Annotated in this window: 23 protein-coding genes and 2 pseudogenes; 6 read left to right on the top strand and 19 right to left on the bottom strand. The window is 36.4% G+C overall.

Annotation, left to right across the window (positions count from 1 at the left end; all coding sequences use genetic code 11):
• Positions 1 to 107: 107 nt before the first annotated feature.
• The 6 genes and pseudogenes from CN326_RS05365 to CN326_RS05340 all read right to left on the bottom strand — a co-directional run bounded on the left by CN326_RS05365 (position 108) and on the right by CN326_RS05340 (position 7,641).
• Positions 108 to 1,721 carry a long-chain fatty acid--CoA ligase gene (locus CN326_RS05365; protein WP_098306968.1) on the bottom strand — a complete coding sequence of 538 codons (1,614 nt, stop codon included), beginning with the start codon at positions 1,719 to 1,721 and terminating at the stop codon, positions 108 to 110.
• A 94-nt stretch (positions 1,722 to 1,815) separates the two neighbouring features.
• Positions 1,816 to 3,243 carry an amino acid permease gene (locus CN326_RS05360; RefSeq protein WP_098306966.1) on the bottom strand — a complete coding sequence of 476 codons (1,428 nt, stop codon included), beginning with the start codon at positions 3,241 to 3,243 and terminating at the stop codon, positions 1,816 to 1,818.
• Between the two features lie 135 nt (positions 3,244 to 3,378).
• Positions 3,379 to 3,954 (bottom strand): annotated as a pseudogene (locus tag CN326_RS05355) (GNAT family N-acetyltransferase).
• 24 nt (positions 3,955 to 3,978) lie between these two features.
• A complete protein-coding gene (locus CN326_RS05350) occupies positions 3,979 to 4,992 on the bottom strand; it encodes a S66 family peptidase (protein WP_098306964.1) in 1,014 nt (337 codons plus the stop codon).
• Between the two features lie 475 nt (positions 4,993 to 5,467).
• Positions 5,468 to 6,340 carry an RNA polymerase sigma-70 factor gene (locus CN326_RS05345; RefSeq protein ID WP_098307035.1) on the bottom strand — a complete coding sequence of 291 codons (873 nt, stop codon included), beginning with the start codon at positions 6,338 to 6,340 and terminating at the stop codon, positions 5,468 to 5,470.
• Positions 6,341 to 6,357: 17 nt separating this feature from the next.
• Positions 6,358 to 7,641, bottom strand: coding sequence for a phytoene desaturase family protein (locus CN326_RS05340; protein WP_098306962.1), 1,284 nt, complete (start codon positions 7,639 to 7,641; stop codon positions 6,358 to 6,360).
• A 399-nt stretch (positions 7,642 to 8,040) separates the two neighbouring features.
• On the opposite strand from CN326_RS05340, the gene CN326_RS05335 reads away from it, so the two are divergent.
• Positions 8,041 to 8,844, top strand: a complete 804-nt coding sequence (locus CN326_RS05335) for a GNAT family N-acetyltransferase (protein ID WP_098306960.1) — start codon at positions 8,041 to 8,043, stop codon at positions 8,842 to 8,844.
• A gap of 44 nt (positions 8,845 to 8,888) precedes the next feature.
• Here the strand turns inward: CN326_RS05335 and CN326_RS05330 are convergent.
• The 4 genes and pseudogenes from CN326_RS05330 to CN326_RS05315 all read right to left on the bottom strand — a co-directional run.
• Positions 8,889 to 8,993 (bottom strand): annotated as a pseudogene (locus CN326_RS05330) (tryptophan 2,3-dioxygenase); the annotation flags it as partial.
• Positions 8,994 to 9,239, bottom strand: coding sequence for a DUF2164 domain-containing protein (locus tag CN326_RS05325; RefSeq protein WP_098306958.1), 246 nt, complete (start codon positions 9,237 to 9,239; stop codon positions 8,994 to 8,996).
• Between the two features lie 141 nt (positions 9,240 to 9,380).
• Complete coding sequence (locus CN326_RS05320; RefSeq protein ID WP_098306956.1) at positions 9,381 to 9,848, bottom strand: peptidoglycan recognition protein family protein; 468 nt, start codon at positions 9,846 to 9,848, stop codon at positions 9,381 to 9,383.
• 11 nt (positions 9,849 to 9,859) lie between these two features.
• Positions 9,860 to 10,663 (bottom strand): protein phosphatase 2C domain-containing protein, encoded by an 804-nt coding sequence (locus CN326_RS05315; protein ID WP_098306954.1) that lies wholly within the window; start codon positions 10,661 to 10,663, stop codon positions 9,860 to 9,862.
• Between the two features lie 163 nt (positions 10,664 to 10,826).
• Here CN326_RS05315 and CN326_RS05310 point away from each other — a divergent pair, with 163 nt between their 5' ends.
• The gene (locus CN326_RS05310) at positions 10,827 to 11,636 is read left to right on the top strand and encodes a YitT family protein (protein WP_098307033.1); all 810 of its coding nucleotides are present in this window, start codon (positions 10,827 to 10,829) and stop codon (positions 11,634 to 11,636) included.
• 43 nt (positions 11,637 to 11,679) lie between these two features.
• Here CN326_RS05310 and CN326_RS05305 read toward each other — a convergent pair whose 3' ends face one another.
• Entirely contained in the window at positions 11,680 to 12,054 is a 375-nt protein-coding gene (locus CN326_RS05305) for a VOC family protein (protein ID WP_098306952.1), read from the bottom strand.
• A 440-nt stretch (positions 12,055 to 12,494) separates the two neighbouring features.
• Here CN326_RS05305 and CN326_RS05300 point away from each other — a divergent pair, with 440 nt between their 5' ends.
• Complete coding sequence (locus CN326_RS05300; RefSeq protein WP_176524534.1) at positions 12,495 to 14,393, top strand: PAS domain S-box protein; 1,899 nt, start codon at positions 12,495 to 12,497, stop codon at positions 14,391 to 14,393.
• 268 nt (positions 14,394 to 14,661) lie between these two features.
• On the opposite strand, the gene CN326_RS05295 is transcribed toward CN326_RS05300, so the two are convergent.
• From CN326_RS05295 to hutP, 6 genes are all read right to left on the bottom strand, one after another.
• Positions 14,662 to 15,228, bottom strand: a complete 567-nt coding sequence (locus tag CN326_RS05295; protein ID WP_098306950.1) for an undecaprenyl-diphosphatase — start codon at positions 15,226 to 15,228, stop codon at positions 14,662 to 14,664.
• Positions 15,229 to 15,391: 163 nt separating this feature from the next.
• Entirely contained in the window at positions 15,392 to 16,363 is a 972-nt protein-coding gene (hutG, locus tag CN326_RS05290; RefSeq protein ID WP_098306949.1) for a formimidoylglutamase, read from the bottom strand.
• The gene (hutI, locus tag CN326_RS05285; protein ID WP_098306947.1) at positions 16,342 to 17,613 is read right to left on the bottom strand and encodes an imidazolonepropionase; all 1,272 of its coding nucleotides are present in this window, start codon (positions 17,611 to 17,613) and stop codon (positions 16,342 to 16,344) included. Before hutI ends, hutG begins: the two co-directional genes overlap by 22 nt.
• A 12-nt stretch (positions 17,614 to 17,625) precedes the next feature.
• On the bottom strand, positions 17,626 to 19,284 hold the full coding sequence (hutU, locus tag CN326_RS05280) for a urocanate hydratase (RefSeq protein WP_098306945.1): 1,659 nt from the start codon (positions 19,282 to 19,284) through the stop codon (positions 17,626 to 17,628).
• Between the two features lie 16 nt (positions 19,285 to 19,300).
• The gene (gene hutH, locus CN326_RS05275) at positions 19,301 to 20,818 is read right to left on the bottom strand and encodes a histidine ammonia-lyase (protein ID WP_098306943.1); all 1,518 of its coding nucleotides are present in this window, start codon (positions 20,816 to 20,818) and stop codon (positions 19,301 to 19,303) included.
• A gap of 106 nt (positions 20,819 to 20,924) precedes the next feature.
• Entirely contained in the window at positions 20,925 to 21,365 is a 441-nt protein-coding gene (hutP, locus tag CN326_RS05270) for a histidine utilization transcription antiterminator HutP (protein ID WP_098306941.1), read from the bottom strand.
• A 215-nt stretch (positions 21,366 to 21,580) separates the two neighbouring features.
• On the opposite strand from hutP, the gene CN326_RS05265 reads away from it, so the two are divergent.
• Entirely contained in the window at positions 21,581 to 22,531 is a 951-nt protein-coding gene (locus CN326_RS05265) for a class I SAM-dependent methyltransferase (protein WP_098306939.1), read from the top strand.
• A gap of 55 nt (positions 22,532 to 22,586) precedes the next feature.
• On the opposite strand, the gene CN326_RS05260 is transcribed toward CN326_RS05265, so the two are convergent.
• A complete protein-coding gene (locus tag CN326_RS05260) occupies positions 22,587 to 23,177 on the bottom strand; it encodes an AAA family ATPase (protein WP_483295635.1) in 591 nt (196 codons plus the stop codon).
• 103 nt (positions 23,178 to 23,280) lie between these two features.
• A complete protein-coding gene (locus CN326_RS05255; protein WP_098306935.1) occupies positions 23,281 to 23,973 on the bottom strand; it encodes an aspartate/glutamate racemase family protein in 693 nt (230 codons plus the stop codon).
• Between the two features lie 257 nt (positions 23,974 to 24,230).
• Between CN326_RS05255 and CN326_RS05250 the strand changes: the two genes are divergently transcribed.
• Together CN326_RS05250 and CN326_RS05245 are read left to right on the top strand one after the other, a co-directional pair.
• Positions 24,231 to 24,530, top strand: coding sequence for a hypothetical protein (locus tag CN326_RS05250; protein ID WP_098306933.1), 300 nt, complete (start codon positions 24,231 to 24,233; stop codon positions 24,528 to 24,530).
• Between the two features lie 103 nt (positions 24,531 to 24,633).
• Positions 24,634 to 25,065, top strand: a complete 432-nt coding sequence (locus CN326_RS05245; protein WP_098307029.1) for a DUF2621 domain-containing protein — start codon at positions 24,634 to 24,636, stop codon at positions 25,063 to 25,065.
• Positions 25,066 to 25,112 lie beyond the last annotated feature (47 nt).

The raw sequence follows: 25,112 nt of genomic DNA, 5'->3' as shown, positions 1-25,112 counted from the left end.
CCTGTTTGTAAACTATAAATCAAAATAAGGTAACATATCATATGTGATATGTTACCCTGCTCTTTTTATATTGTCAACCAAAATATAACTATAGTTAACATTCACTTTCAATCTTCTATATAATATTGCTCCAATTCTTTTCGAAGTGCTTGCTTTAAAAACTTTCCGACTGAAGTTTTCGGAATTTCTTTCATAAAGACAATCTCATCTGGTAGCCACCATTTTGCAAATTGTGGTTTTAAAAAGTCATATAATTCTTCTTTTGTAACAGATTGATCTTGTTTTACAACAACGCATGCAACAGGACGTTCTTGCCACTGTTTATGCGGTACTGCAACAACAGCTGCTTCAAATATTGCTTCATGCGCCATCAAAGCATTTTCTAAGTCAACAGATGAAATCCATTCTCCCCCGCTTTTAATCACATCTTTCGTTCGATCCACAATTTTAATACATCCTTCTTCATCAACCGTAACGACATCTCCTGTATATAACCATCCATCTCGAAATCCCTCTACTGTTCGTTCATCTTTATAATAACTTGCTGCAATCCACGGAGCACGCAGGCATAGCTCACCCATTTCTTGTCCGTCCCATGCTACATCTCCGTTTTCCCCAATAACTTTCATTTCAACACCAGGTACTAAATAGCCTTGCTTAGCACGAATCGTAAGTTGTTCCTCATATGGCAATTCACATTCATAACTTTTTAAACGTGCAAGTGTGACTAGTGGACTTGTTTCTGTCATCCCATACGCATGCACAAATGGGACATTATATTTTTGTTCAAATGCAGCAATGACACTTTTCGGTGCAGCTGCACCGCCGCATAAAATTCGTTTTATATTTGATAAATCATAACGATTCTTTTCTAATTCTTGCAGCACACCAAGCCAAATTGTTGGGACACCCGCTGCTATTGTTACTTTTTCTTCCTGCATCATTTCTAATAAAATCTTCGGTGTAAACATCGGTCCAGGAAGAACTTGCTTTGATCCAAACCATGTTGCTGCAAACGGTAATCCCCAAGCGTTTACATGAAACATAGGAACAACCGGCATAGCAGCATCACTTTCAGAAAGTGCCGTTGTATCTGCAAGTCCAAGCGACATACTATGCAAAACAGTACTGCGATGTGTATAAACGACGCCTTTCGGATTGCCTGTTGTAGCTGATGTATAACACATACCAGCTGGCATATTTTCATCGATATCTTTTAAAAACGGAAAATTAGGATTCCCTTCTTCAAGAAGTTGTTCATAATGGTATGCAGGTTGAAGTGAAGTTTCTGGAAGTTCTTTTTTATCGGTCATGATGATATAAGCTTGTACAGTTGATAATTCCCCTTGAATTTTTTCAACAAGCGGTACCATATCTTCATCTATGAGTAAAATGCGGTCTTCTGCGTGGTTAATAATAAAAGAAATATGTTCCGAAGATAAACGAATGTTAATCGTATGTAGTACAGCACCAATACTAGGAATCGCAAAATATGCTTCTACATGACGATGATGATTCCATGCTAGTGTGCCCACTCGTTCCCCTTGCTTCACACCTAACTTTTGCAATGCACTAGACAAGCGTCTCGTTCGCTCACCTAGCTCTTTATACGTTAACCGTGTAATTGTACTATGTGTACGAGAAATAATTTCTTTCTTTGCAAATAACTTCTCTGCCCTTTCTAACATCGAGCTAATTGTTAGTGGTACATCCATCATCATAGTTTTTCTCCCCCTCTTTAAAAGCGCTTTCATTTTTTAAAAACTTTATAGCAACAATTATAAAAAATAGAAACCACAACTATTATTTTACTTGTTACTTTACATGACCAGATACTTCATCTTTGTTCACTAATATTTTTCTTTCATTTGCTTTTTTCCAAACAAAATATCCTACTGTTACTACGATTAAAAACGGGATACCCGTTGTAAGTGTTGATTTAAACAAGTCAGTAAACCAAGTTGTTATTAAAATGGAAAACATTAACACTGCTCCTAATGCAGTTAAATATGGATATCCCCACATCCGAACTGGTAAATTTCTTCCTCCAGATGCCACCCACTTTTTTCGAAAATATAAATGAATAATAAAGATCATCATCCATGTAAACATAGCTCCAAACATTGAAATGCCCATCATGAGCATGAATGCTTGATCCGGTGAAACAATTGTTAAAACCGTTGCCAGTGCAATACCAATTGTTGAGAAGAACAAGGCTGAAACAGGAACTCCTCTCTGGCTTAGTTGACCAAACCTTGCTGGTGCATAACCAGCTCTAGATAGCGAAAACATCATTCGCGTTGTAATATATAATTGACTATTCATTGCAGACAAAGCTGCGATTAAAACAACAAAGTTCATAATGCCAGATGCACCTGGAATATTTAATAGCTCCATTACTTTAACAAAAGGACTTTTATCAACACCAGCAGCTTTCCAAGGAACAATCATTAACATGAAAGCCAATGTTAAAATGTAAAAAATAATTAATCGATAAATGGTTGAACGAAGTGCTTTAGGAACTGCTTTTTCTGGATCCTTTGCTTCGCCAGCCGTTACAGCAATCATTTCAATACTTAAATAACTAAATAAAGCTACACAAACCGCAACCCACATGCCCCTCCAACCATTTGGTAAAAATCCACCGGCATTTGTATAATTTTGAATTCCTATTTCTGGATTTGTGTTAGTACCAAATACAACGTAAGCACCCAAAAGAATAAAACCAACAATAGCTACTATTTTAATCATCGAAAACCAATATTCAATCGTTCCAAATAACCCTACACTAGTAGCATTTACAAAAATAAGTAACGCTGAAAAGAGGATAACCCAAATCCAACCTGGTGCAGTAGGAAACCAATATTTCATATACACTGAAACTGCTGTTACTTCTGTTCCAACTGCTGCTACAATACTTGCCCAATATGCATAACGCACAGTAAAACCTGCCCAAGGACCTATATAATGCTCAGCGTATGCTCCAAATGACCCAGAAGTAGGGTGCGCTACTGTCATTTCTGCTAGACACCCCATTAATAAAAAAGCAATAATGGCTCCAATCCCATAACTAAGTATTACGCTAGGACCAGCCAAGCCAATAGCCATGCCACTCCCTAAAAATAAACCTGTTCCAATTGCTCCACCGATTGCAATCATAGACAGCTGCCTCGTAGATAGTCCACGATGCAAGCCTTTCTCTCTTTCTATAATTTCTTGAAAATGCGCTTCTTCCTTCTCCATATAGCCCCTCCATTCCTACTAATTAGTAAAAACTTAGCTAAGTATAAAAATAGAATGAGTTTTTTGTCAATATTTTTAGAAAATTTAGATATTTTTTCTTCACCTTTAAAAACAAACGGAAGAGTAAGCTCTATATTACTCTTCCGTTTGGGTATTGTATTCCTCTCGCAAAATCGCATATATTTTCGTATCTCGATATACTCCCTTCACAAACATATCTTTTCGCAACGTTCCCTCATATTGCATTCCTAAACGTTTCATTACTCGTTCTGATTGTACATTACTAGCATGACATCCTGCTTCAATACGGATTAACTGTAATATTTCAAATCCATAACGGATACATGCTTTTGCTGCTTCCGTCGCAATGCCTTGCCCCCAATAGTTTGGTGATAATGCATACGCCAGTTCGGCCTTATGGTGATTCTCGTCATATTCGATAAAACCGCACGTCCCTATGATCTTTTTTTCGTTTTTCAGTTCTATTCCGTAAGCCGCCATTTCTCCTTTTTCATATTGATCTAGGATTGACTGTACGAATATTTGTGAGTCCTGTAATATTTCATGCGGCTACCAAACTGTATACGTCGCAATTTCTGGATTTGAAGCATATTCAAATATATCATCAGCATCTTTTATTGTTAACGGCCGTAAACATAATCGTTCTGTAATCAGTGTTGGATATTTTTCTGAGATATTTTTATATTCCATTCATGTCATTTCCTCTCTACATTCCTACTTAAAATGCTGTGTAATTATTCCTTTCTCCTCTTCCACTTCAATTTCTGCAAATGCCCCGTTTATAAATGTAATTTGCGGAGGCATATGTCCACAGTCTACATCATAAATAATTGGAATTTGAAGCTCATCAGTAAGCTCTTCATATACGTCTTCAGCAGTATAATCCTCGACTGGATGGTTTGCAGCACTTCGACCAAATAAGATACCCGAACAATTATCAAACCAACCTGCTAGTTTCATTTGAACCAATGAACGTCGCAAATCAGTAGTAGTTAACTCGCAGTTTTCAAAATACCAAATGAACGGGTCGTCATTTAAGTGTTTCTGCCTAAACTCTTGTACTCTACCAAACGGAGTGCCAATGAGATGTCTAATAACATCGATACACCCACCTAACAATCGACCTGCAATTTTCACATTTTTATTTGAAATTGTTTTCCAATTTGTATCTTCCGTTAAATGAAAAACACACGGAGATGGATTATTATGCTCCCATTTCTTTTGATATTTCTCTGAGGAGTATTGGATAATTGAAGAACCTGTTTCCGTTGATAAAACAGTTTGCCACATCGCTGTTGTATCATCGGAGTATTCGCCTCTTAAATCTACTAAATTTGTTCCGTGAGCAGTGGCTATTCCTGTGTTTAAAGTTATTGCTAATAATAAGGTACTTGTATCCGAGTACCCTAGTACCCATTTCTTGTTTATCTTTTCAAAATCAATTTCTTCTAGTATTTCAATTAATAGTTCACCGCCCCAAGGAGGAATAATCATATCAATGTTTTCATCTTGCATCATTTCAATAAATTCATTTGCTCTCTTTTTCGCACTAGAGGATTTAGCTTTCTCTTCTGTCCAAACTGTTTCTCCGCATACGACTGTATAACCTTTTCTTTCCATACTTTCACAAGATTGTTTAAACATATTATGTAACACTTCATCTACGCCAGACGAAGGTGCTGTTACACCAATCGTTGTCCCTTTTTGTAAAAACGGATATTTTATCATATGTATTCCCCCATTCTTTTCTATTTATCTAGATTTACATTCGTTAAAGTACCATGAAACCCCTTCATTATAAGTAATCAAAGCCGTGTTAAATCATTACTGCTTAATCGAAAACAATATAACATTTATATATTCAAACACAACTAAAAAGGTCTAACAATTTGTAACCTTGATAAAAGAGCAGATAGAAAAAGCATATTTTGAAAAAAGATTGATCAAAACACGCTTTTTCTATCTTCAATTGAATCATTCTTTTATAAAAAAGTTTGATCATTTCTGTAATTCTTATTCCATTAAAGTGCCCTTTTTGAATAAGGATCTTACTGTTAATGCCAATATCGCTGGATTTGGTACACTATAATGTTTTGAACATGTGTTGCATCTGATAGTAGCTATTAGGTCTCCCGAAATCATGAAGTAAGTAGACTACAAGATTGACCCAACATCATTTTTTATTGATGTTTTGGATAACTCCCTAGATATTTTTGTTTAAACGGCTAAGCTTATCAGGATTCGCTACCATGTAAATGGAATTGATTTTCCCTTCTTTAAACTCAAATGAAAGTACGTAGGCCAGGTAACCGTTAATCATAACAACAATTCCTGGGCCACCATTAACCTTTTTAAATTTGAACACTGCACCTTCTGGTAACTTTTTAATTATACTCAAGAATAGGCGTGTAATTCGATCCGCAGTATAAATAGGTTTAAGTGTAGTTGTAACTTTCCCGCCACCATCTGCATAAAAGATTGCGTCTTTCTGCAGCATTTGAATCATTTCTGAAATTTCACCGTTTTGCAATGCCGCAGTGAACCTTTCTACATAGTTACTAAAATGCTGATAATCTTGTTGGTAAACATTCGGTTCATATACAAGGCCTTTCTTTGCTCTATGAAATATTTGCCGACAGTTTGTGCTGCTTTTATCCACCATAGAGGCAATCTCATCATATTCGTATTGAAAGACTTCTCGTAAAAGAAACACCGCTCTTTCAACTTCAGATAACTGTTGCAACAACATTATATAGGCGGTGGATAAAGATTCCTTCATAAAATATGAATTAGCCGGATCATCAAGGTAATCTTCCACAATCGGTTCAGGAAGCCATGTGCCCACATAAGTTTCTCTCTTGTGGGCAGCAGACCTTAAGTGATCAATACAGCAATTGGTCGTAATTTTACACAAATAGGCTTTTACGCTTGTAATGGACTTGGAATCTTTAAGTTTTGCAAAAGTAACGAATGATTCATGAACAATATCTTCTGCATCCATCACACTTCCTAGCATTCGATATGCTAGAGAAAAAAGCAGTGGCTTGTAATCTTGATAAATTTGTTCTAATTCCATCTTCTTTTTCTCTTGATTCATACTAACACCCAATCTTTTTTCAATATGTGTAATGCTGCACGTTTCGCGCTTGCAACAGCTGCATCGACCAATAATTCCTCGTCTCCTGCCCAATCTCCTGCTATATAAAGGCCCTTTATTTCTGGAACTGCTGGACCTGATTTTTCCGTTCTACCGGTATGAGGAAAATTATGCACAACGGTTATTTTAGGTAAATATTGCTGTTCGACCACTTCTTTTTGCCAGCCTGGATGAAGCAAATCCATTGTATGTTCTAATTGTTGTTTATCTGTTCGAGAATCTATCGAAATTCTATTCAATTCATGATATTTAACCAGGCTCACTACAGATGTTCCGTTATTACTCAGCTTCGCGGCCCTAGATTGATTTGTAAAGACGACTGGTTGGTCAAGCCCCAGCACAAATTGATGATTTATATTAGGCAACGTTTTTAATCCTAAATCGTAGCAGGATGCGGTTACAGGAATTGCTTCCTCCTTCCAACGATACAGGGAGGTTTTTTCAACATGGGGTACAAGACGACATGCTTCGTTAGGAGGTGTTGCAATAATCACACTTTCTACATCAAACGATTCTCCATTCGTACAACTCACTCGTTCAACTTGGCCATTGTGGTCAATACTATTCACATTCATAGATTCAAGAAGTTTAACACCGAGACTAACAGCTTTAGACCTTAATTCGGTTACAATAGATTCCCAACCATGGTCGACATAGAGAACACCTTCTTTCATACCCCTCTGGATCTGTCTCAAAACTGGACGAGCTAGCTGTATACTTGGAGCATATGTTAGAGTGGTTAATCTACATAATGCATAAAAGAAGTGGCGTACCATTGGATCAATGATTTCCCTTTCTGCCCAAGCTTGCACGCTTTCATTTGAAACCGAATTCACATCCATTTTACTGAGATGAAACATAAGCTTTGCAAGACGGACCTTCCCTAAACCATTAAGAAATTGCTTCGAAAATAAGGAACGTAAACCCATCGGTACTTGATAAACCTCATTTTTCCAAATAACATGTGCACCCGTAGACGGTTCATTTCCCTTGATTGTAATCCCGAGTTCATCAAATATCTTCATTGCTTCACCGCCTTTATAAAGGGCATGTGCACCTAGGTTCATGAGAACGCCATTTTTATTAATGGTCATCGACCGTCCTCCATATCGGTCTGATTTCTCAAGCACCACTACCTTTTTACCTTCCTTTGCTAGAAAAAGAGCAGCTGTTAATCCAGCAAACCCACCACCAATAATGGCGACATCAAATTTATTCATTTAAATCCCTCCTATTCTTTTCATTAATCAAGACGGATAGAGGGTTTCAATTGTGACAAAAAAACTTAATTTATGAAAACCTTTTTTTAGCCGAATATACGAACCAGTTTACCCGTGGTCTATATTCATTATTGGACATATGGTGGCACAATTTGCAGATGCTGCATTTACCCCTACTAGAACAACTCTTATTCAACAAAGGGCATATAGTAGAGTAACAAACTGGAGTTTTACATCATCGACAAGAACATAAAAAGAGAAATCCTGTTTAAATTATAGGATTTTAATCAAACTTTATTCACAATCCACACAATTAAAAAGGAAGCAGAAAAAATATGGCGTATTAGGTACATAGTGAACAAAATCTCTAATAATCAGGAAAGGTGAATAAATAAAAATATGAAACATGTTATGAATGTAGAGTTAGCAAAACGATTAGAGCAATCTGAAATAGACATGATGTATTCGAGATTGAAAACCATTCAAGAACAAGAAAATAACCCAATGGAAATCGATATCCAAACTTTTGGAAGTGCAATGGCCTTTTCAGCAAAAGGAATCCCAGGCCCTTCTTTCAATACCGTAAAAGGTGTAACGTTTACTGATACAAAAGAAATAGATAAGATAATCGATTATTACGAAAAACAAGACATTCCTTGTCGCTTTGAAATAACTCCTGCTCATTCAACTCCTGAACTATTTGAGTATTTGTCCAAAAAAGGGTTTTATCAAACAGACTTTCATACCACTCTTTATGGAGACGTAACAGAAAATACTATTTCAAATGAAATCATCGTTCGAGATTTAGAAGAATATGAGTTTCACATCTTCGGAGATATTTATGTAAAAAGCTTTGGCATGCCTACTTTCACCATAGACGGTGTTAGTCAAAATAACAAAGTGTTATATGGACAAGAAGGCTGGCATTTTTATTTAGCTCTTATTGAAAACACCCCAGCTGCAATTGGTGTTTTATATACTAATAAAGGCATTGCTTCTCTGGCAGCTTCGGCTACTTTACCACATTTGCAAGGAAAGGGCTGTCATACTGCCTTACTTAAGCAAAGAATGAATGCCGCCAAACAATTAGGCTGCGAGTTAGTCGTTGGGCAAGCACGCTTCGGAAGCATTAGCCAAAATAATATGGAACGAACTGGAATGGAAATTGCTTATACAAAGGCAATTTGGACAAAAAGAGGCTAACTCACTAAAATGTGAGTTAGCCTCTTTCCTTTGTGTAAACTTACATGTGGTGTTTTATAATCAAGCGCAAATTCAATTATTCGATATTGATAAAATTGAAACCCGGATGCTTGACCGAGCGAATCACGAAATTAAATATATTCAGCTGGCTACTTAACTGGCTTTTCTAATACATATAAATCTTCTTCTAAATTTGTAAGTTTATCTGCGACAAGCTTTCTAGCGTCTCCTATCGCTTGATTATATATATGCGGCCCTAGTTCTTTTATCATTTCTTCAATTAAACGTTCCGCTTGAAAACGACCAATCTCTTCTAGCCCTTCCTCTTCAAAAAACTGTTGAATATGTTCTACAAGTGTTTCTTTTTTCTCATTTGGTAATTTCATAAAAATCATGCTATAAATCTCCTTTTTCATTATTAGATAAAGTGAAACTAACCATCAGTGGGGGTTTTTCCCCCCCACTGATGGTTAGTTGAACCAATCGGGCTTTTATGGGCAGTTATCCCCCACCTATCTTCCTCGCATCTCTCTGACTTACTGCCCGTTAATGCGGGATAGAATGCTGCGCAATTCTGTCATTGAAAAACGTGTTCCAGGACACGTCTTTGTTACCCCATCTAACTCGCGATGACCAAGAACCTGGTCACTATACAAAGAAAACTGACGCATTAACTGTTTACATAGCCAATGCAAAGAAAGCATTTGTACTGGTGTTGGATCATAGTCGTCAAAATTTCCAGACATGCAAATCCCTATACTCTCAGTATTATATCCTTTCGCATGAGCTCCTATATACAGTCCTCGACCTTCATAAATAGTACCATCTTCTTCAAGAAAATAATTGTAGCCAATTCCGCTCCAACCTTGATTATTTTGATGAAAATCATGCGTTTTATATATATCCCATCCATTTTCCGCTGTATGATGAATAATAATTTGTTTAACAGCTTGCAATGGTTGCAGCGGATCACGAAAAGATAGATTTGCTTTTTGAATATGCATAGTCTCACCCTTTACAGACGAATGATAATTGCTGTTTTATCATCTGGACGAACAAACTGTTTCGCTTCTAATTCCTCTATTATTTGTACGTATTGTGTAATACCATGTTCCCACACAAATTGTGCACTTTTTTCTAGCTGCCACTCTGGGTGAAACAAGCCATCTGAACAAATAAATAAATTTGTAATTTCTTGTCGTAAGAGTTTCCCTTGCTGAATAAACAAGGCTACTTCACTCATCCCATTTGCAACAGAATATCCGTTTGGAATATTTGCCATATAACGATTGTAGCTTAATCGCTCCTTTCTATCATCAAATATTGCTTCACTCGGAACAGAAAGTCCTTTTTGACGATCTTCTTCACGCTTTTGCTTTGCCCGTTTACTAATCCCTTTCACAGTGTCTTCCGTAAGTACTTGAACTGTTCCATCAAAAAACTTAGCAACAATCATACAATCTCCAAGCTGCGCATATTCTATCGTTCTATCTGTTATATAAATAGCGGCAATACACGTACACCAAAGTTGATCTTTTTTTGTTGTATCAATATGATAGGATTGCATTTTTTCTTGCAACAACTGATTTGCTTTAGCAACTTCATTTTGCAAGAAATCCACACCTGAAATAGATTCAAAGTGTTGCTGAAACAAATGCGAAGCTAAATATGCTCCGTTATGCCCATTCTCATCTTGAAACTCAATAAGCGGCGTCGCACCATCACACACACCATATAGCTTCAAACCTTCATTACAAATCAGTGCATCTTCACATTCTCTTTTCAACGGACTCTTTTGCTGAAACACTTGAATTTTCATATTTACCCTCTCCCCTTTCCAAGAACAGAAATCGCTTCCATTTTTCAAACTAATCTAATTTCCCTAAATAAACTGTTTTCCCTCAAATATTACAAACTCATATATAATTTTGAATTAATGTGAGTTTGTATATAGAGCATTTTTAGTGAAGGACGGGAAAGATATGTATCGATTACTTGGAGTGATTTTAGGGTCTTTAGTTGTAGCACTTTCTTTTAATCTTTTCCTTATCCCCCACAAGATTTTAAGCAGTGGGATTAGTGGAATTGCAATTATCATTGGAATCTTAACCCCATTTAATACTGGAATAGTAAACTTTTTATTAAACTTACCTATTCTTATTTTAGGGTATATTGGACTTGGCAAACGATTTATCGGTTACACAATCGTATCAGTTATCACACTTTCGGCAGCATTATACGTTATTCCTGTGCATGCAGTGGCAACCGATGCGCTACTTTCTTCGTTATTTGGTGGTGTAATTGCTGGTGCAGGTATTGGACTTGTTTTCAACTGTTATGGTTCAACAGGTGGATTTGATGTTATCGGTATGTTACTTTCACGTAAAAAAGATATTCAGCTTGGCGGGCTCTTAATCGTACTTAATACTATTGTAATCGTTATTTCTGGATTTTTCTTCGATTGGGATACTGCCTTAAACAGCTTATTATCTATTTTTGTTACAGGAAAAGTAATTGATGCGATTCACACAAAACATCGAAAAATTACTCTAATGATTGTAACAAGTCACGCAGAAAAAATGAAAGAAAAGCTTCTTTCCAGTCTTGTGCGCGGGATTACCTTACTCGACGGAGAAGGTGCGTACTCAAATGAGAAAAAACATGTATTAATGACCGTAATTTCTCGAGAAGAACTAGCTGGAATGAAATCTATAATTTCTGAAGTTGATCCGCAAGCGTTTGTAAACATTACAGAAACAGTGGAAGTATTAGGGTTATTTAGAAGAGGTTAAAAGCGAGATGGAATATTATCCATCTCGCTTTTTTACACCAAATTCATACTCCTTTTTGCTCCATAAATTCAATGCGGTTTCCAAATGGATCTGATACATAAAATCTTGTAACATCAGGACGTGCTGTATCGACTATAACAGAAACCCCTTTTTGCGTTAAATCATCTTGAAAACGTTCAATGTGCTGAACAAAAAAAGCAGGATGGGCTTTTTTTGCAGGAGAAAAATTTTGTTCTACTCCAATGTGAATCTCTTGATTTCCGCATCGAAACCAACAGCCTCCTCGTTTTCTTAGTTCTTCAGGTTTTGGAATTTCTTCTAATCCAAGTATGTCTCCATAAAACGTACGTGCTTTTTCTTCACATCCTGCTGGTGCTGCTAATTGTACATGATCAATCCCTTGAATCTTAAACGTCATAATAATCCCCTCCCCTTTACTATCCTCATTATATCAAAGAGTGTTTTATAAATAACTTACATACTTATTATGAAGATATATAAGAAAAACGAAAGAACATCTCGTATTTTCAGTTATGAAGTGAATCTTTCATTAGATTGTTTTTTCATCCAAGCTAATGAAAAACTCCTATCAATCGGACGATTACAGGTAATTATCCCCTGCCTATCTTCTTTGTTTTCTCATAATCTTAAAGAGAAAGACTTACTAACCGTTAACAAAAAATAAAACTTATAATTTAGAAATATACAATAAAAATTGACTATTCATAATTAGCATGTCTATACTCTTAAAGGATATAACATTAGAAATATTAAATATTTAAAATAAAACATATAAAACAGTAAATCAGCTATCTAAAATCATCACATATACAGAATATTTATCCGGGGGAATAATGAATGCGACGGAAACGGTTTACGTCTTTTAAAAAAAGTATACATCCAAAAAGACGCTCTATTATTACAAAAAATAAAATGACAGAATGTATAATTGCAACAGAGCATTGCACATCTCTTTTCAAACATAATCCCGATGGTATCTTATCTGTCGATTTACAAGGTAATATATTATGTGCCAATCCTGCAGCCGAAAGAATGCTCGGATATACAGCTAAAGAATTTGAAAAGATGACACTCTATTCTTTCATTACTTCGCAACATACAGAACAAAATTTACAATCCTTAAAAAATATAATGAATAGAAAACAGCAAGAATATAAATTATCTATGATACATAAAAACGGTCACCCCGTAGAAATAATTTTGAAAAGCTCACCAATTTTTGCAGATCATAAGATAGTCGGCACATATGTAATAATGAAAAATATCATGAAAATAAAACCAATAAAAGAAGATGCTACATTAACAAAACAACAACTAGACTCGCTTCTAAAAAATACAGTAGATGCCATTGTTGTTCTTGATTTAAAACTTCGGGTAATGAAAGCAAATAAAGCTTTTGAAACTCTATTTGGCTGGACTGAACAAGAAATGCTCGGAGAAACAATACCCACTATCCCAGACTTTTCAAAAGAGAAATACAACAAAATCTATCAAGAACTTGCTAATAACAAACTTTTCACATCACAAGAAACACTTAGAAAGCACAAAAACGGGAATTTAATTAATGTAAGTAATTTTATCTCTCCTATTGTAAATACATACGGAGAAGTAGTAGCGTTTGTAAGTAGTTTAAGGGATATTACAGAGCGTAAAAAAATGGAACACGCATTAAAAGAGAATGAAAAACGTTTACGGACTCTTATAAATGCGATGCCAGCGTTTATCCTTTTGAAAGATGAAGAAGGAAGATGGCTTGAAGCAAATGATTATGCCATTTCTAGTTTAAATTTTGAAAATGTGCCATATCGCGGCAAAAAAGATAGTGAGTTAATCCAATATAATAAACTATATCGTAACTCCTTATTATACTGTGAAAAATCTGATGAATTTGCATGGGAGAAAAAAGAGAGCATACGTGGTGAAGAAATTATTATGCACTCTAGTTCCACTCCTCTTATTCTCGATATTATAAAAGTACCTCTTTTTCATCCTGATGGGTCCCGAAAAGGAATCGTCATTATGGGGCAGGATGTTACAGACTTGAAGAAAACAGAAGAACTATTGAGAAAATCTGAGAAACTAGCAGTTGTTGGGCAACTAACTGCTGGAATTGCTCATGAAATACGAAATCCATTAACTTCTTTAAAAGGATTTTTGAAATTGTTAGAACCCGATATTATTGAAAAAAACAAATGGTATGTTGATGTCATGTTAAATGAAATTGCTCAAATGGAATCGATTACGAATCAATTTATGGCAATGTCTAAGCCACAAGCTATATCTATAAAATCCAGTCAAATTCAAACGTTAATTGAAGAAGTAGTAACGTTCATTTTACCAACTGCAATGATGCAAAATGTACATATTATCATGAATCACGCATCCATTTTGCCAACAATTCAATGTGATGGAAATCAACTCAAACAAGTATTTATCAATATCTTGAAAAACGCCATAGAAGCAATGCCTCACGGAGGTAATATTTTCATTGAAACTATGCAGGCAGAAAATCATTCTATATTAATCAACATCACAGATGAAGGCTGCGGAATTCCACAAGATCGCATTTCACGTTTAGGGGAACCCTTCTATAGTTTGAAAGAAAAAGGAACTGGATTAGGCTTAATGATGTGTTATAAAATCATCGAAGAACATAATGGAAAATTACACATTACAAGTGAATTAAATAAAGGAACAACTGTAGATATTCGGTTACCTATTATGTCAGCCAAATAAAGTGAAACTTCTATCAGTGGGGGTTTTCTTCATCTCCCACCTATCTTCTTCGCTTTTCTCTGAATCTTAAGGTGGGGATCTTACTGCCCACGAATAGCGGGATAAATAAGAAGAGCAAACAGAAAAGTTACTTTCCTATTTGCTCTTCTTTTAGTAAGCAATGCTTTATCTATCATTTTTTATATTTCAATTATTCATACTCCACTAACTTCCTAATAATTAGAATTTACTCTAACAAGATAATACACATTTCATATTCCATTCATGATTAACGCAATCTTACGAAGGTACAAAGACGATTGTAGCTATGCATAATGCATAAAACAAAACAATTCCATAGCCATAAAATAACGTTAACAACAATACTAGTTAAACTCCCGATTAAGGCGCTTCCTATAATATCAGATGGATAATGCTGTCCGCTCCAAATACGTGAGAATCCTGTTAAAAATGCTAGTAACCACATAAGACACCCAAGCAATCGTTTATAAAAAAGGATCGAAGTTGCAACGGCAAATGAGAGCATCGTATGTTTGCTCGGAAATGAAGAATTCATTCTTGGTGGAATTGGGGGTAATATGTGCGCATTATGATCCAAAAAAGGACGAGCTCTAAAATAGAATCGTTTTATAAAAAAATTAATAAATAATGTTATACTCGCAGAGAGTGTTGCCTGTATCGTAATTTTTTTATAAAACCTGTTCCGAAACCACATTAAGATTAATAAAAAAGCATACACATAGCGCGCTTTTTGAGAAATCATAATCATGATGGCATTCACAGATGGATAACGACCAGCCAACTGGTTAATAAATCTAAATATTTTGTAGTCCATAAGAACATCTCCTTCCATTTCACTTCAAATATTATTCTTAGTATTTCTATATACCAAGGAACTATGTACTTATGGCCCAATACGATTAAAGTGTAACCCAAAAGAAAAAAGAGCTAACGGTCAAAATTCCGTTAAAACGAAACTTTGAGTTAACTCTCTTTTCTCATATATTTATTTGTTTACGCACCGTTTCGCGAGCCAATAAAAAGCTCATAATCACCTGTGCTGCCACGCGGCTTGTCATATCACGAAAATCAAGTGTTGGATCGATTTCCACAATATCCATACCTGCTACAAGAGGTTCTTGCCCAAGTACTGTCATTGCATCAAGTAACGTGGTACTATCCATACCACCCGGCCCAATTGCTGGACACCCTGGTGCAAATGCTTGATCTAATACATCCATATCAACAGAAATATAAATAGATGTAACACCTTGATAGCGCAGTAATTCAATACTTTCTGTAATAATATCTTTTATATGACGCTCTCTAACATGTTGCATTGTATATACTGTTACTCCATGTTCTTTTGCATATTCATGGTACGTACGGGCATTAGAAAAGTTTCGAATCCCTATTTGCACGAGTTGCTTCCCTGTAATAACATCATTCTCTAATAAACTACGAAACGGTGTCCCATTTGAAGGTCCGCCATCTTCTAAGTTACGTAAATCATGATGAGCATCAAATTGAATAATCCCAACTTTCCCTTTGCTACTTGCAAAACCACTTATACTTGGAAAGCTAATGGAATGATCTCCACCAAGAACAATCGGTACCATCTGTGGATTCGACTTTGTAAGACTTTCTAACGTTTTTGCAATGCGAGCATGGCTTTCTTTTAAATCCGTGACATGCATCGTAATATCACCACAATCATACAGAACGCTATCTTTCATATCATGCTCTTCTGTAATTGCATACGTACTATAAGCATCTAACATCGCTCGAATTGTGTTCGGTGCAAAGCATGCGCCAGAATGACTAATGGATGGTTTTGACAGCGGAGCACCAATTAATGCTGCTCCGAAGATTTCTTCGCTTTCATCCCATCTCTTAATCATATCGCTCCATTTCGTTACTTCACGGTCAATAAACTTTGCATTTTTCTTTAAATAGTGGCCTTGCTCCACACCTTGTCACCTCTTGTATACGCAATATTTCCTTGCTTCCATACTGTATTTACATGACTAACGCCGTAATGGTATGGTACGTACGCATAATTGTATGCATCCCATAATACGATGTCCGCCTTACGTCCAACACGGATTTTTCCAGCTACATCACCGCGATTAATTGCATACGCTGAGTTTACTGTTACAGCATTCCATACTTCTTCTGGTGTCAATTTTAACTTTAACATCGCAATACTCATGATGAGTTGAATGTTTTCTGTCGGACAGCTGCCAGGATTGAAATCAGTCGCTAAAGCTACTGCTACACCATCATCAATCATTTTACGGCCTCTAGCAAAACTTTCTTTATTCAAGTAAAATGTTGTACCTGGCAGTAGTACAGCAACTGTATTGGAATTTGCTAGCATCTCAATCCCTTTATCAGATGCTCCCACTAAATGGTCAGCTGATGCAGCACCAATCTCAGCAGCCGCTTCCGCACCGCCAAGGGGATCAATTTCGTCCGCATGAATTTTCACATCAAAACCAAGTTCTTTCGCCTTGCGTAAAAATTCTTTTGATTCTTCAACAGAGAATACTCCTGTTTCACAGAAAATATCAACAAACTCTGCTAATTGCTTTTCTTTAATTTCTGGTAACAAATCAAGCATCCATTGTAAAAATTCTTTCGATTTTCCTTTATATTCTTTTGGCACTGCATGAGCCCCTAAGAACGTTGACACAACATCAATTGGATGCTCTTTCTGAACCTGCGCTGCCGCCTCTAATTGTTTCCACTCTGTTACATCATCTAATCCATAACCACTCTTCGCTTCCATTGTTGTTACCCCAAAAGATAACATGCGATCTAAGTGGAATTTTGCCTTTTCAACAAGGTCTTCTTTTGTTGCTTGTTTTGTAGCATTTACAGTGGAAAGAATTCCGCCGCCTTTTTCTAAAATCTCCAAATATGGTACACCTTGTAATTTGAGAGCAATTTCATTTTCACGAGAGCCGCCAAATACAAGGTGTGTATGTGGATCGACAAGACCTGGTGAAACCATTTTTCCTTCGCAATCCACAACTTCTTTTGCATGTAATTCCTTTGCTTCTTCCATTGTGCCTACGAATGTGATAACACCATTTTCAATACCTACCGCACCGTTTTCAATGACAGGAAGTGTATTCATCGCTTCCCGTCTTAGTAATCCATCTTCTTGATCCATTGTTAATAATTGACCGATATTCGTTAATAAAATGTCTAGCATGGTTTCTCCCCCTTACTTCATCATCGGAATATTAACGCCTTTTTCTTTTGCTGTTTCTATAGCAAGGTCATATCCAGCATCAACGTGACGAACAACACCCATTCCAGGATCAGAAGTTAAGACGCGCTCAATTCGTTTTGCCGCTGCTTCCGTTCCATCCGCAACAATAACCATTCCCGCATGAAGAGAATATCCCATACCAACACCGCCGCCGTGATGCACAGATACCCAGCTCGCGCCGTTTACACTGTTAATTAACGCATTTAAAATTGGCCAGTCAGCTACAGCATCACTACCATCTTTCATTGCTTCTGTTTCACGGTTTGGAGAAGCAACAGATCCGCAGTCTAAATGATCACGACCGATAACGATTGGTGCAGATAATTCACCGTTTGCTACCATTTCATTAATAATACGGCCAAATTTCGCACGCTCTCCGTATCCTAACCAACAAATACGAGATGGAAGCCCTTGGAATTCAACTTGGTCACGTGCCATACGAATCCAATTACATAAATGCTCATTATCAGCAAATTCACGTAAAATAACTTCATCTGTTTTATAAATATCTTCTGGATCACCAGAAAGTGCTACCCAGCGGAATGGCCCTTTTCCTTCACAGAATAGTGGACGAATAAATGCTGGAACAAATCCTGGGAAATCGAATGCATTTTTTAAGCCTTCATCAAATGCAACTTGGCGAATGTTGTTACCATAATCAAACGTAATTGCACCGTTCTTTTGCATATCAAGCATTGCTTCCACATGCTTTTTCATGCTTTCCTTCGATAATTGTACGTAGCGCTCTGGATCTTCTTGACGAAGCACTGCCGCTTCTTCTAATGAATAACCAACTGGAACATAACCATTTAACGGATCATGTGCAGATGTTTGGTCTGTTACTAAGTCTGGTGTAATGCCGCGTTTTACAAGCTCTGGTAAAATTTCAGCTGCATTACCTAATAAGCCAATGGAGATTGGTTCTTTCTTTTCTTTATATTCTTTTGCAACAGCTAATGCTTCTTCAAGAGATTCTGTATACATATCACAATATCTCTTTTCAATGCGGCGATCGATGCTGCGTTTATCCACGTCAATTGCAATCACAACACCGCCGTTCATCGTAACAGCAAGCGGCTGCGCTCCGCCCATACCACCAAGACCAGCAGTAATTGTTAATGTTCCTTTTAATGAACCATCGAAGTGTTGACGTGCTGCTTCACCAAATGTTTCATAAGTTCCTTGTAAAATCCCTTGTGTACCGATATAAATCCAGCTACCTGCTGTCATTTGGCCATACATCATTAAACCTTTTTGTTCAAGTTCACGGAAATGCTCCCAAGTTGCCCATTTTGGTACTAAGTTTGAATTTGCTAGAAGGACACGCGGTGCATCTTCATGAGATTTGAAAATTGCCACTGGTTTCCCAGATTGAACTAATAACGTTTCATCACTCTCTAAATTTTTAAGAGACTCTACAATTGCATGATAGCTATCCCAGTTACGAGCAGCACGGCCAATACCACCGTATACAACAAGTTCTTCTGGCTTTTCTGCTACTTCTGGATCAAGGTTATTCATAAGCATACGAAGTGCTGCTTCTTGTACCCAACCTTTTGCATTTAATTCAGTACCTCTTGGCGCGCGAATTGTTTGTTTTACATTTTCCATTGTAATCTCTCCCTTATTATAGTGTTGCATTTGCATTCATACGGTCCATTGTCCAATTTGTTGTTCTTAACCAATGAGCCGTGTTTTCAATATCTGTTGAAAAAATACGATCATTTTTAATAGATGGTACAATTTGGCGAACTTGGTGATAAAACGCTTTTGTTTGCGTGCTCATTTGTTCAATGCCGCGGTACTCAGCTGCTTGCATCGCACAAATCGTTTCAATTGCTAACACGCGACGTACATTTTGAATAATTTGATGTGCATGACGCGACGCAATTGTTCCCATACTTACGTGATCTTCTTGATTTGCTGATGATGGAATAGAATCTACACTCGCTGGATGAGCTAATGTTTTATTTTCTGAAACAAGTGCTGCTGCTGCATATTGCATAATCATCGCACCGGATTGAAGACCTGGTTCTGGACTTAAAAACGGTGGTAAATCGTTTAACTGCGGATTAACAAGTCTCTCAATACGACGTTCAGAAATATTTGCAAGCTCTGCCATTCCTACCTTTAAGAAGTCCATTGCAAACGCAATTGGCTGTCCGTGGAAGTTACCACCAGAAATTACTTTTTGACCACCGTCAAAAATAAGCGGATTGTCTGTTGCAGCATTCATTTCAATTTCTAACTTTTCTTTCACATAATTCAACACTTGCCAAGATGCTCCGTGCACTTGTGGAATACAACGAAGTGAGTATGCATCTTGTACACGAAGTTCCCCTTGTTTCGTAACAAGTTTGCTATCATGAAGCACATTACGAATACGACTTGCAACTTCTACTTGCTCTTTATATCCACGTGCAAGATGAACATCTTCATCAAAAGCATCAATAATGCCTTGTAATCCTTCAATTGTCATCGAAGCAATTAATTCTGCTTGATAAGCGATTGCTTCTGCTTCTAAATACGCTACAATTCCTTGCGCAGTCATTGCTTGTGTTCCGTTAATAAGCGCTAAACCTTCTTTTGCTTCTAATGTGATTGGTTCTAATCCTTCTTTTGTTAAAGCGATCATCGTATGAACACGCTCACCTTTATAAAGCACTTCCCCTTCTCCTAATAAAGCAAGAGCAAGATGAGAAAGCGGTGCTAAATCTCCGCTCGCTCCAAGTGAACCTTGCTGCGGAACAACGGGATGAATTTGACGATTCACAAGTTCAAGAAGCATATTTACAACAAGTGGTCTAACACCAGAAATACCTTTCAACATTGTATTTGCACGTAACACAAGCATAGCGCGTGACACTTCTTCAGAGAAAGGTTCCCCAACACCACATGCATGAGATTGGATTAAATTATGTTGAAGCGCTTTCACATCTTCTTTTTGAATTAGTACATCACTAAATTTTCCAAACCCTGTTGTAATGCCGTAAACAACTTTACCCTCTTCAACAATTTGTTCTACAGCTTGCCTACATTCTGTAACTTTTTGCATGCTATTTGGACAAGCAGTTACCTGCTCTCCTTCAAACAGTATTCGTTTCATTTCCTTCAATGTTAATGAATGTCCAGTTAATGTAATCATGATTTTCCTCCTTTTAAAAAAGCAAAAGGGGACCTTAGCTTTTTAAGACAGACTAATGTCCTAAAAAGTAAGGCCCCCTCTTAACTAATTAACTATGGGCAGTTTTTTATATGTGATTAATACCTAATCCAATCGCCTCATGCTCTGATCCTTTCACAGGCGCACCTATCGTACCATATAGTGCAACAGCAAGCCATTCGCCTTCTTTTTCACCGTCGTATGGTGTGCCGCGCACAATCGCAAATCGAAGCCCTACTGTACGAAGAACGTCTGCTAACTGAATCTGTCCTCTCGTTACTCCGTACAACGCTTCCATAATTGCATGATAAAGCGCATGTGTTTCTCTGTAAACGTCTGTTTCAATAACATGGTTACTACGTGCAGCTGTTTCCATTGCAGCAACAACTTTTTGCGAATTCATTGAACCGACTTTGCCCGTACAATATTTCCATCCTTTTGGAAGAGATAAAATCGGACTCTCGTGTTCCTCCGCAAGTGCAAGCAGCATCGCCATGCGACCAATTCGTTGTGTTCCATGAAGAAGCATGTGACTCTCTCTTTTCTTTTGAATTGTTTAAATATTTCTTAATTTAAGAATAAATGAAAACGTTTAATTCGTCAATGGTTTACTATAAGAATTTTAGTAAAAAATATTCATCACACAATTTCTCACTAAAATTCTCTGTAATTGTGTACACAATTCATTTACAGAAAAATTTGACGCATGTTATATTCTCCTTAACTTATTAAAGGAGAGAGAATATGGTAAAAAGAAAAGATATTCACTTTAGAATCTGTGAAGAATTGTTAGAAAGATTTGATGCAGCTTTGACATATGAAGGTCTTAACAAAACAGAAGTATTAACTCATGCCATTCGAAATTTTTGTACGCAAGTGGAAGCTCAAAAGATACATGATGTAAAACGACAATATACAGTGAGTGATTATTTACAAGTACGAATCGATACACATATGAAATATGAGGAAAAAAAAGTAGATTTAGAACAGAATGTAATCTTTCAGTTACAATTAACTGGGAATGAAAAAATATTAGATATTGGCTGTGCGACTGGAAAATTTCTTATAACATTACAACAGCAGAGGCACCAAGGTCTGCTTACAGGATTAGATCAATCCCCCACCATGATTCAAGAGGCAAAAGAGAATAGCAAAAATACAAAGAAACCTATTGAATGGGTAGTTGGAGACGCTACGAAACTTCCTTTTCCCTATAATTTTTACGATTGGGTTATTGCACGTCACATGTTGTATCATGTACCCGATGTCGAAAAGACTATTCGAGGGTTTAAAAATATTATCCGTTCAGATGGTGGTTTTCTAGCTACAACAAATTCCTATGCATCATTACCACGCATAGAAGACATGTGTAATCGAATGTTACTCGCATTTGAGTTACCTGAAAAGTTACCAACGGCTAGTCCATTTTGTTTAGAAAACGGTAAAGAACTATTGAGCGCAGTTTTTCCTATTGTTGAGGAAACTGTTATTCACAACTCTCTTCTTTTCCATGAATCTGCACCAATTATAAATTATATAGCAAGTATGTTTCCATCACTAAATATTCCAGATGATTTTAGCTTACATACAGAGATGAAAAAGTGGTTACAAGTTGAAATAGAACAGGATTTATCACATCATAACGGCATATGGCGCGATCCGAAGGCTGTAGCGGTTTATCGCTGTAGAAAATAATTAAAATGGTACTATACTAGCAAAGCTGTTTCTTCTAGAAAAAGACAGCTTTCTTTTATGCCCCTCCACGCTCTCCTAACCATTTTATAAAATAGTGCTCCACTTCCTCTACTAACTTTGCATCCACATTCAAATACGTGACTGGAAATTGTTCATACCAACTTTTTTCTATTTCTATTAATTTCATTTGTTCTTCAAATGTACTTCGTTGTCTTATATCATCAGATTCTTTTCTTTTTTGCAATACTTCCTTTGAAGCGCTTAAATAAAAAATGGCTTGTGAACGACATTTCCGTAACTCCCTTAATTCATTTATCATTTCCTTTTCCATATCCCAATCTTTTCCTATTAATTTTGGATAGTATAAGGTATAGAACTCAATATCTTCTGGTCCACGATCAAAGATAATAATGTCATCAGATAGCTGCTGAAACTCTTTTATTTTCGATTCAATGAAAAGCTTCTGATTTGCAATAAATCCTTCTTTTGTACCAATATCTAACTGCATTTCTTTCCTCTTTTGGACAATTGGATACGGATTTTCGTACACAATCCGCATCCCCCTTTGTTCTAACCTTTTCGCTAACGTTGTTTTTCCACTTGCCATAGGTCCTTGTAACGATATAATGTTCCTCATTTCCTTCATCCTTTTTATCCAAAAGTTGTTTATCATTTTTTAAACCTTTTATTCCAATGCTCTTTTTGTTCAATCATTAATCCATGCCTCCTTTTATTAAAGTTAGATTCCCTTAATCTTCTAAAGATTTATTAACAGCTTCAACAGCATGTATGAAAGCTGTATCAAATAATGGAACGCTGGAATCCTCTGGTTTAACTAGTAATCCAATTTCTGTACAACCTAATATAATTCCTTCAGCTCCGTTATCAACTAAGCGTTCAATTACCTTTTTGTAGTAGTCTCTTGATTTTTGACACACTTTTCCTAAACACAATTCTTCATAAATTACTTTATTTACAATTTCTCTATCATTTTCATTTGGTACTATAACCTCTATACTACTAGATTCTAATCGTGATTTATAAAAACCTTGCTCCATCGTATATTTTGTCCCAAGTAAACCTACCTTGTTAATTCCTTGTTTTTTCACTTGCTTAGCTGTAGCATCGGCAATATGCAAAATAGGAATATTGATTTTTTCTTTTATGTCCCCTACAACTTTGTGCATCGTATTTGTGCATATAACAATGAAATCAGCTCCACCTTTTTCTAATGAAAATGCAGCTTCCCCCAGCACTTCACCAGCTTGTTTCCAATCACCCTCTGATTGATAACGTTCAATTTCTTCAAAGTCAACGCTATATAAAAGGCACTTTGCTGAATGTAACCCTCCTAATTTGTTTTTTACTTCTTCGTTAATAACTCGATAATACTCTACAGTTGATTCCCAGCTCATTCCACCAATAAGCCCAATCGTTTTCATAATTTCCCTCCCTACAAAAAATCTTCTTCATTAATTATATGGAATTTTCAAAATTATAAGCAAGATATTTCTCTCCTTGTTTCCTTTTTCTATCTGTCTTATAATAAAAAACAGAGATTAAATTGAACGTATTTTTCCGTTATGTAAGCTTGAAAAACCAAGCTTACATTATTTTTTGCTTTTCCTTTTCTTTTAAAAGGAGTATACTATATAGGAACATATGTTCTTTTTACTACATACAGTAAGGAGCTTGAACAATGGTATACGACACACAGGTACGATCATGGAACGAAACATTAAAACAATTACAAAAGCGTTATACTGGAGAAGCGATTGAAAATCGCAAGCAGTTTGAAGACATTGAACTTATGACTTTCTTTCAAAACAACGAATATATTGCCCTTCCTACACATATTAGCGGCTTATCAACAGCACGCTTTACTTCTTATTCTATTTTCACTACAGAGGATAAAAATCGCAAAGTTGGCACGCTAATCATCGAATATTTCGAAGATGATACAGAAACATTCCGAATTGAACAATTATACTTTGTATAAGAAAGCTTGGCCAATAGGTCAAGCTTTCTTGCTTTCTATGAATCTCACTGCTTATAATAAAAAGAAAAGAATCGGTTTCTAATAACATAAAGGGGGAATTATGTTGCTTGAAGGATGGTTCAGTTGGTTTATTGTCATATGGACAGTTATTTTACTAGGGCTCATGTCCATTGGTGGATATTTTATGTTCCGAAAATTCTTAAAACGACTACCAAAAGAAGATGGCATGTCCATTTTAGATTGGGAACAACATTATATCGATGAAACGAGACATTTATGGAAAGCTGAGCAAAAAACTTTATTAGAAGAACTTGTCAGCCCTGTTCCAGAACTATTTCGTGACGTCGCTCGGTCTAAAATTGCTGGAAAAATTGGTGCACTCGCTTTAGAGGAACAAGCATCACAAATAACAGAAGATTTAATCATTAAAGGATATATTTTAGCAACTCCAAAACGAGATCATAAATTTTTAATAAAAAAATTAAAAGAAAAGCAAATTGACTACTCACGTTATCAATCGTTATTAGCAAATTGAACTATCCCCACCTAAAATCCTTACGGGTTTTTGAGGAAGGGGATTCC

Origin of the sequence: Bacillus sp. AFS018417, assembly GCF_002560985.1 — a bacterium.
In the GTDB taxonomy this organism is placed as follows: Bacteria; Bacillota; Bacilli; order Bacillales; family Bacillaceae_G; genus Bacillus_A; species Bacillus_A rhizoplanae.
This window is presented reverse-complemented; position numbering and strand designations above follow the sequence as displayed.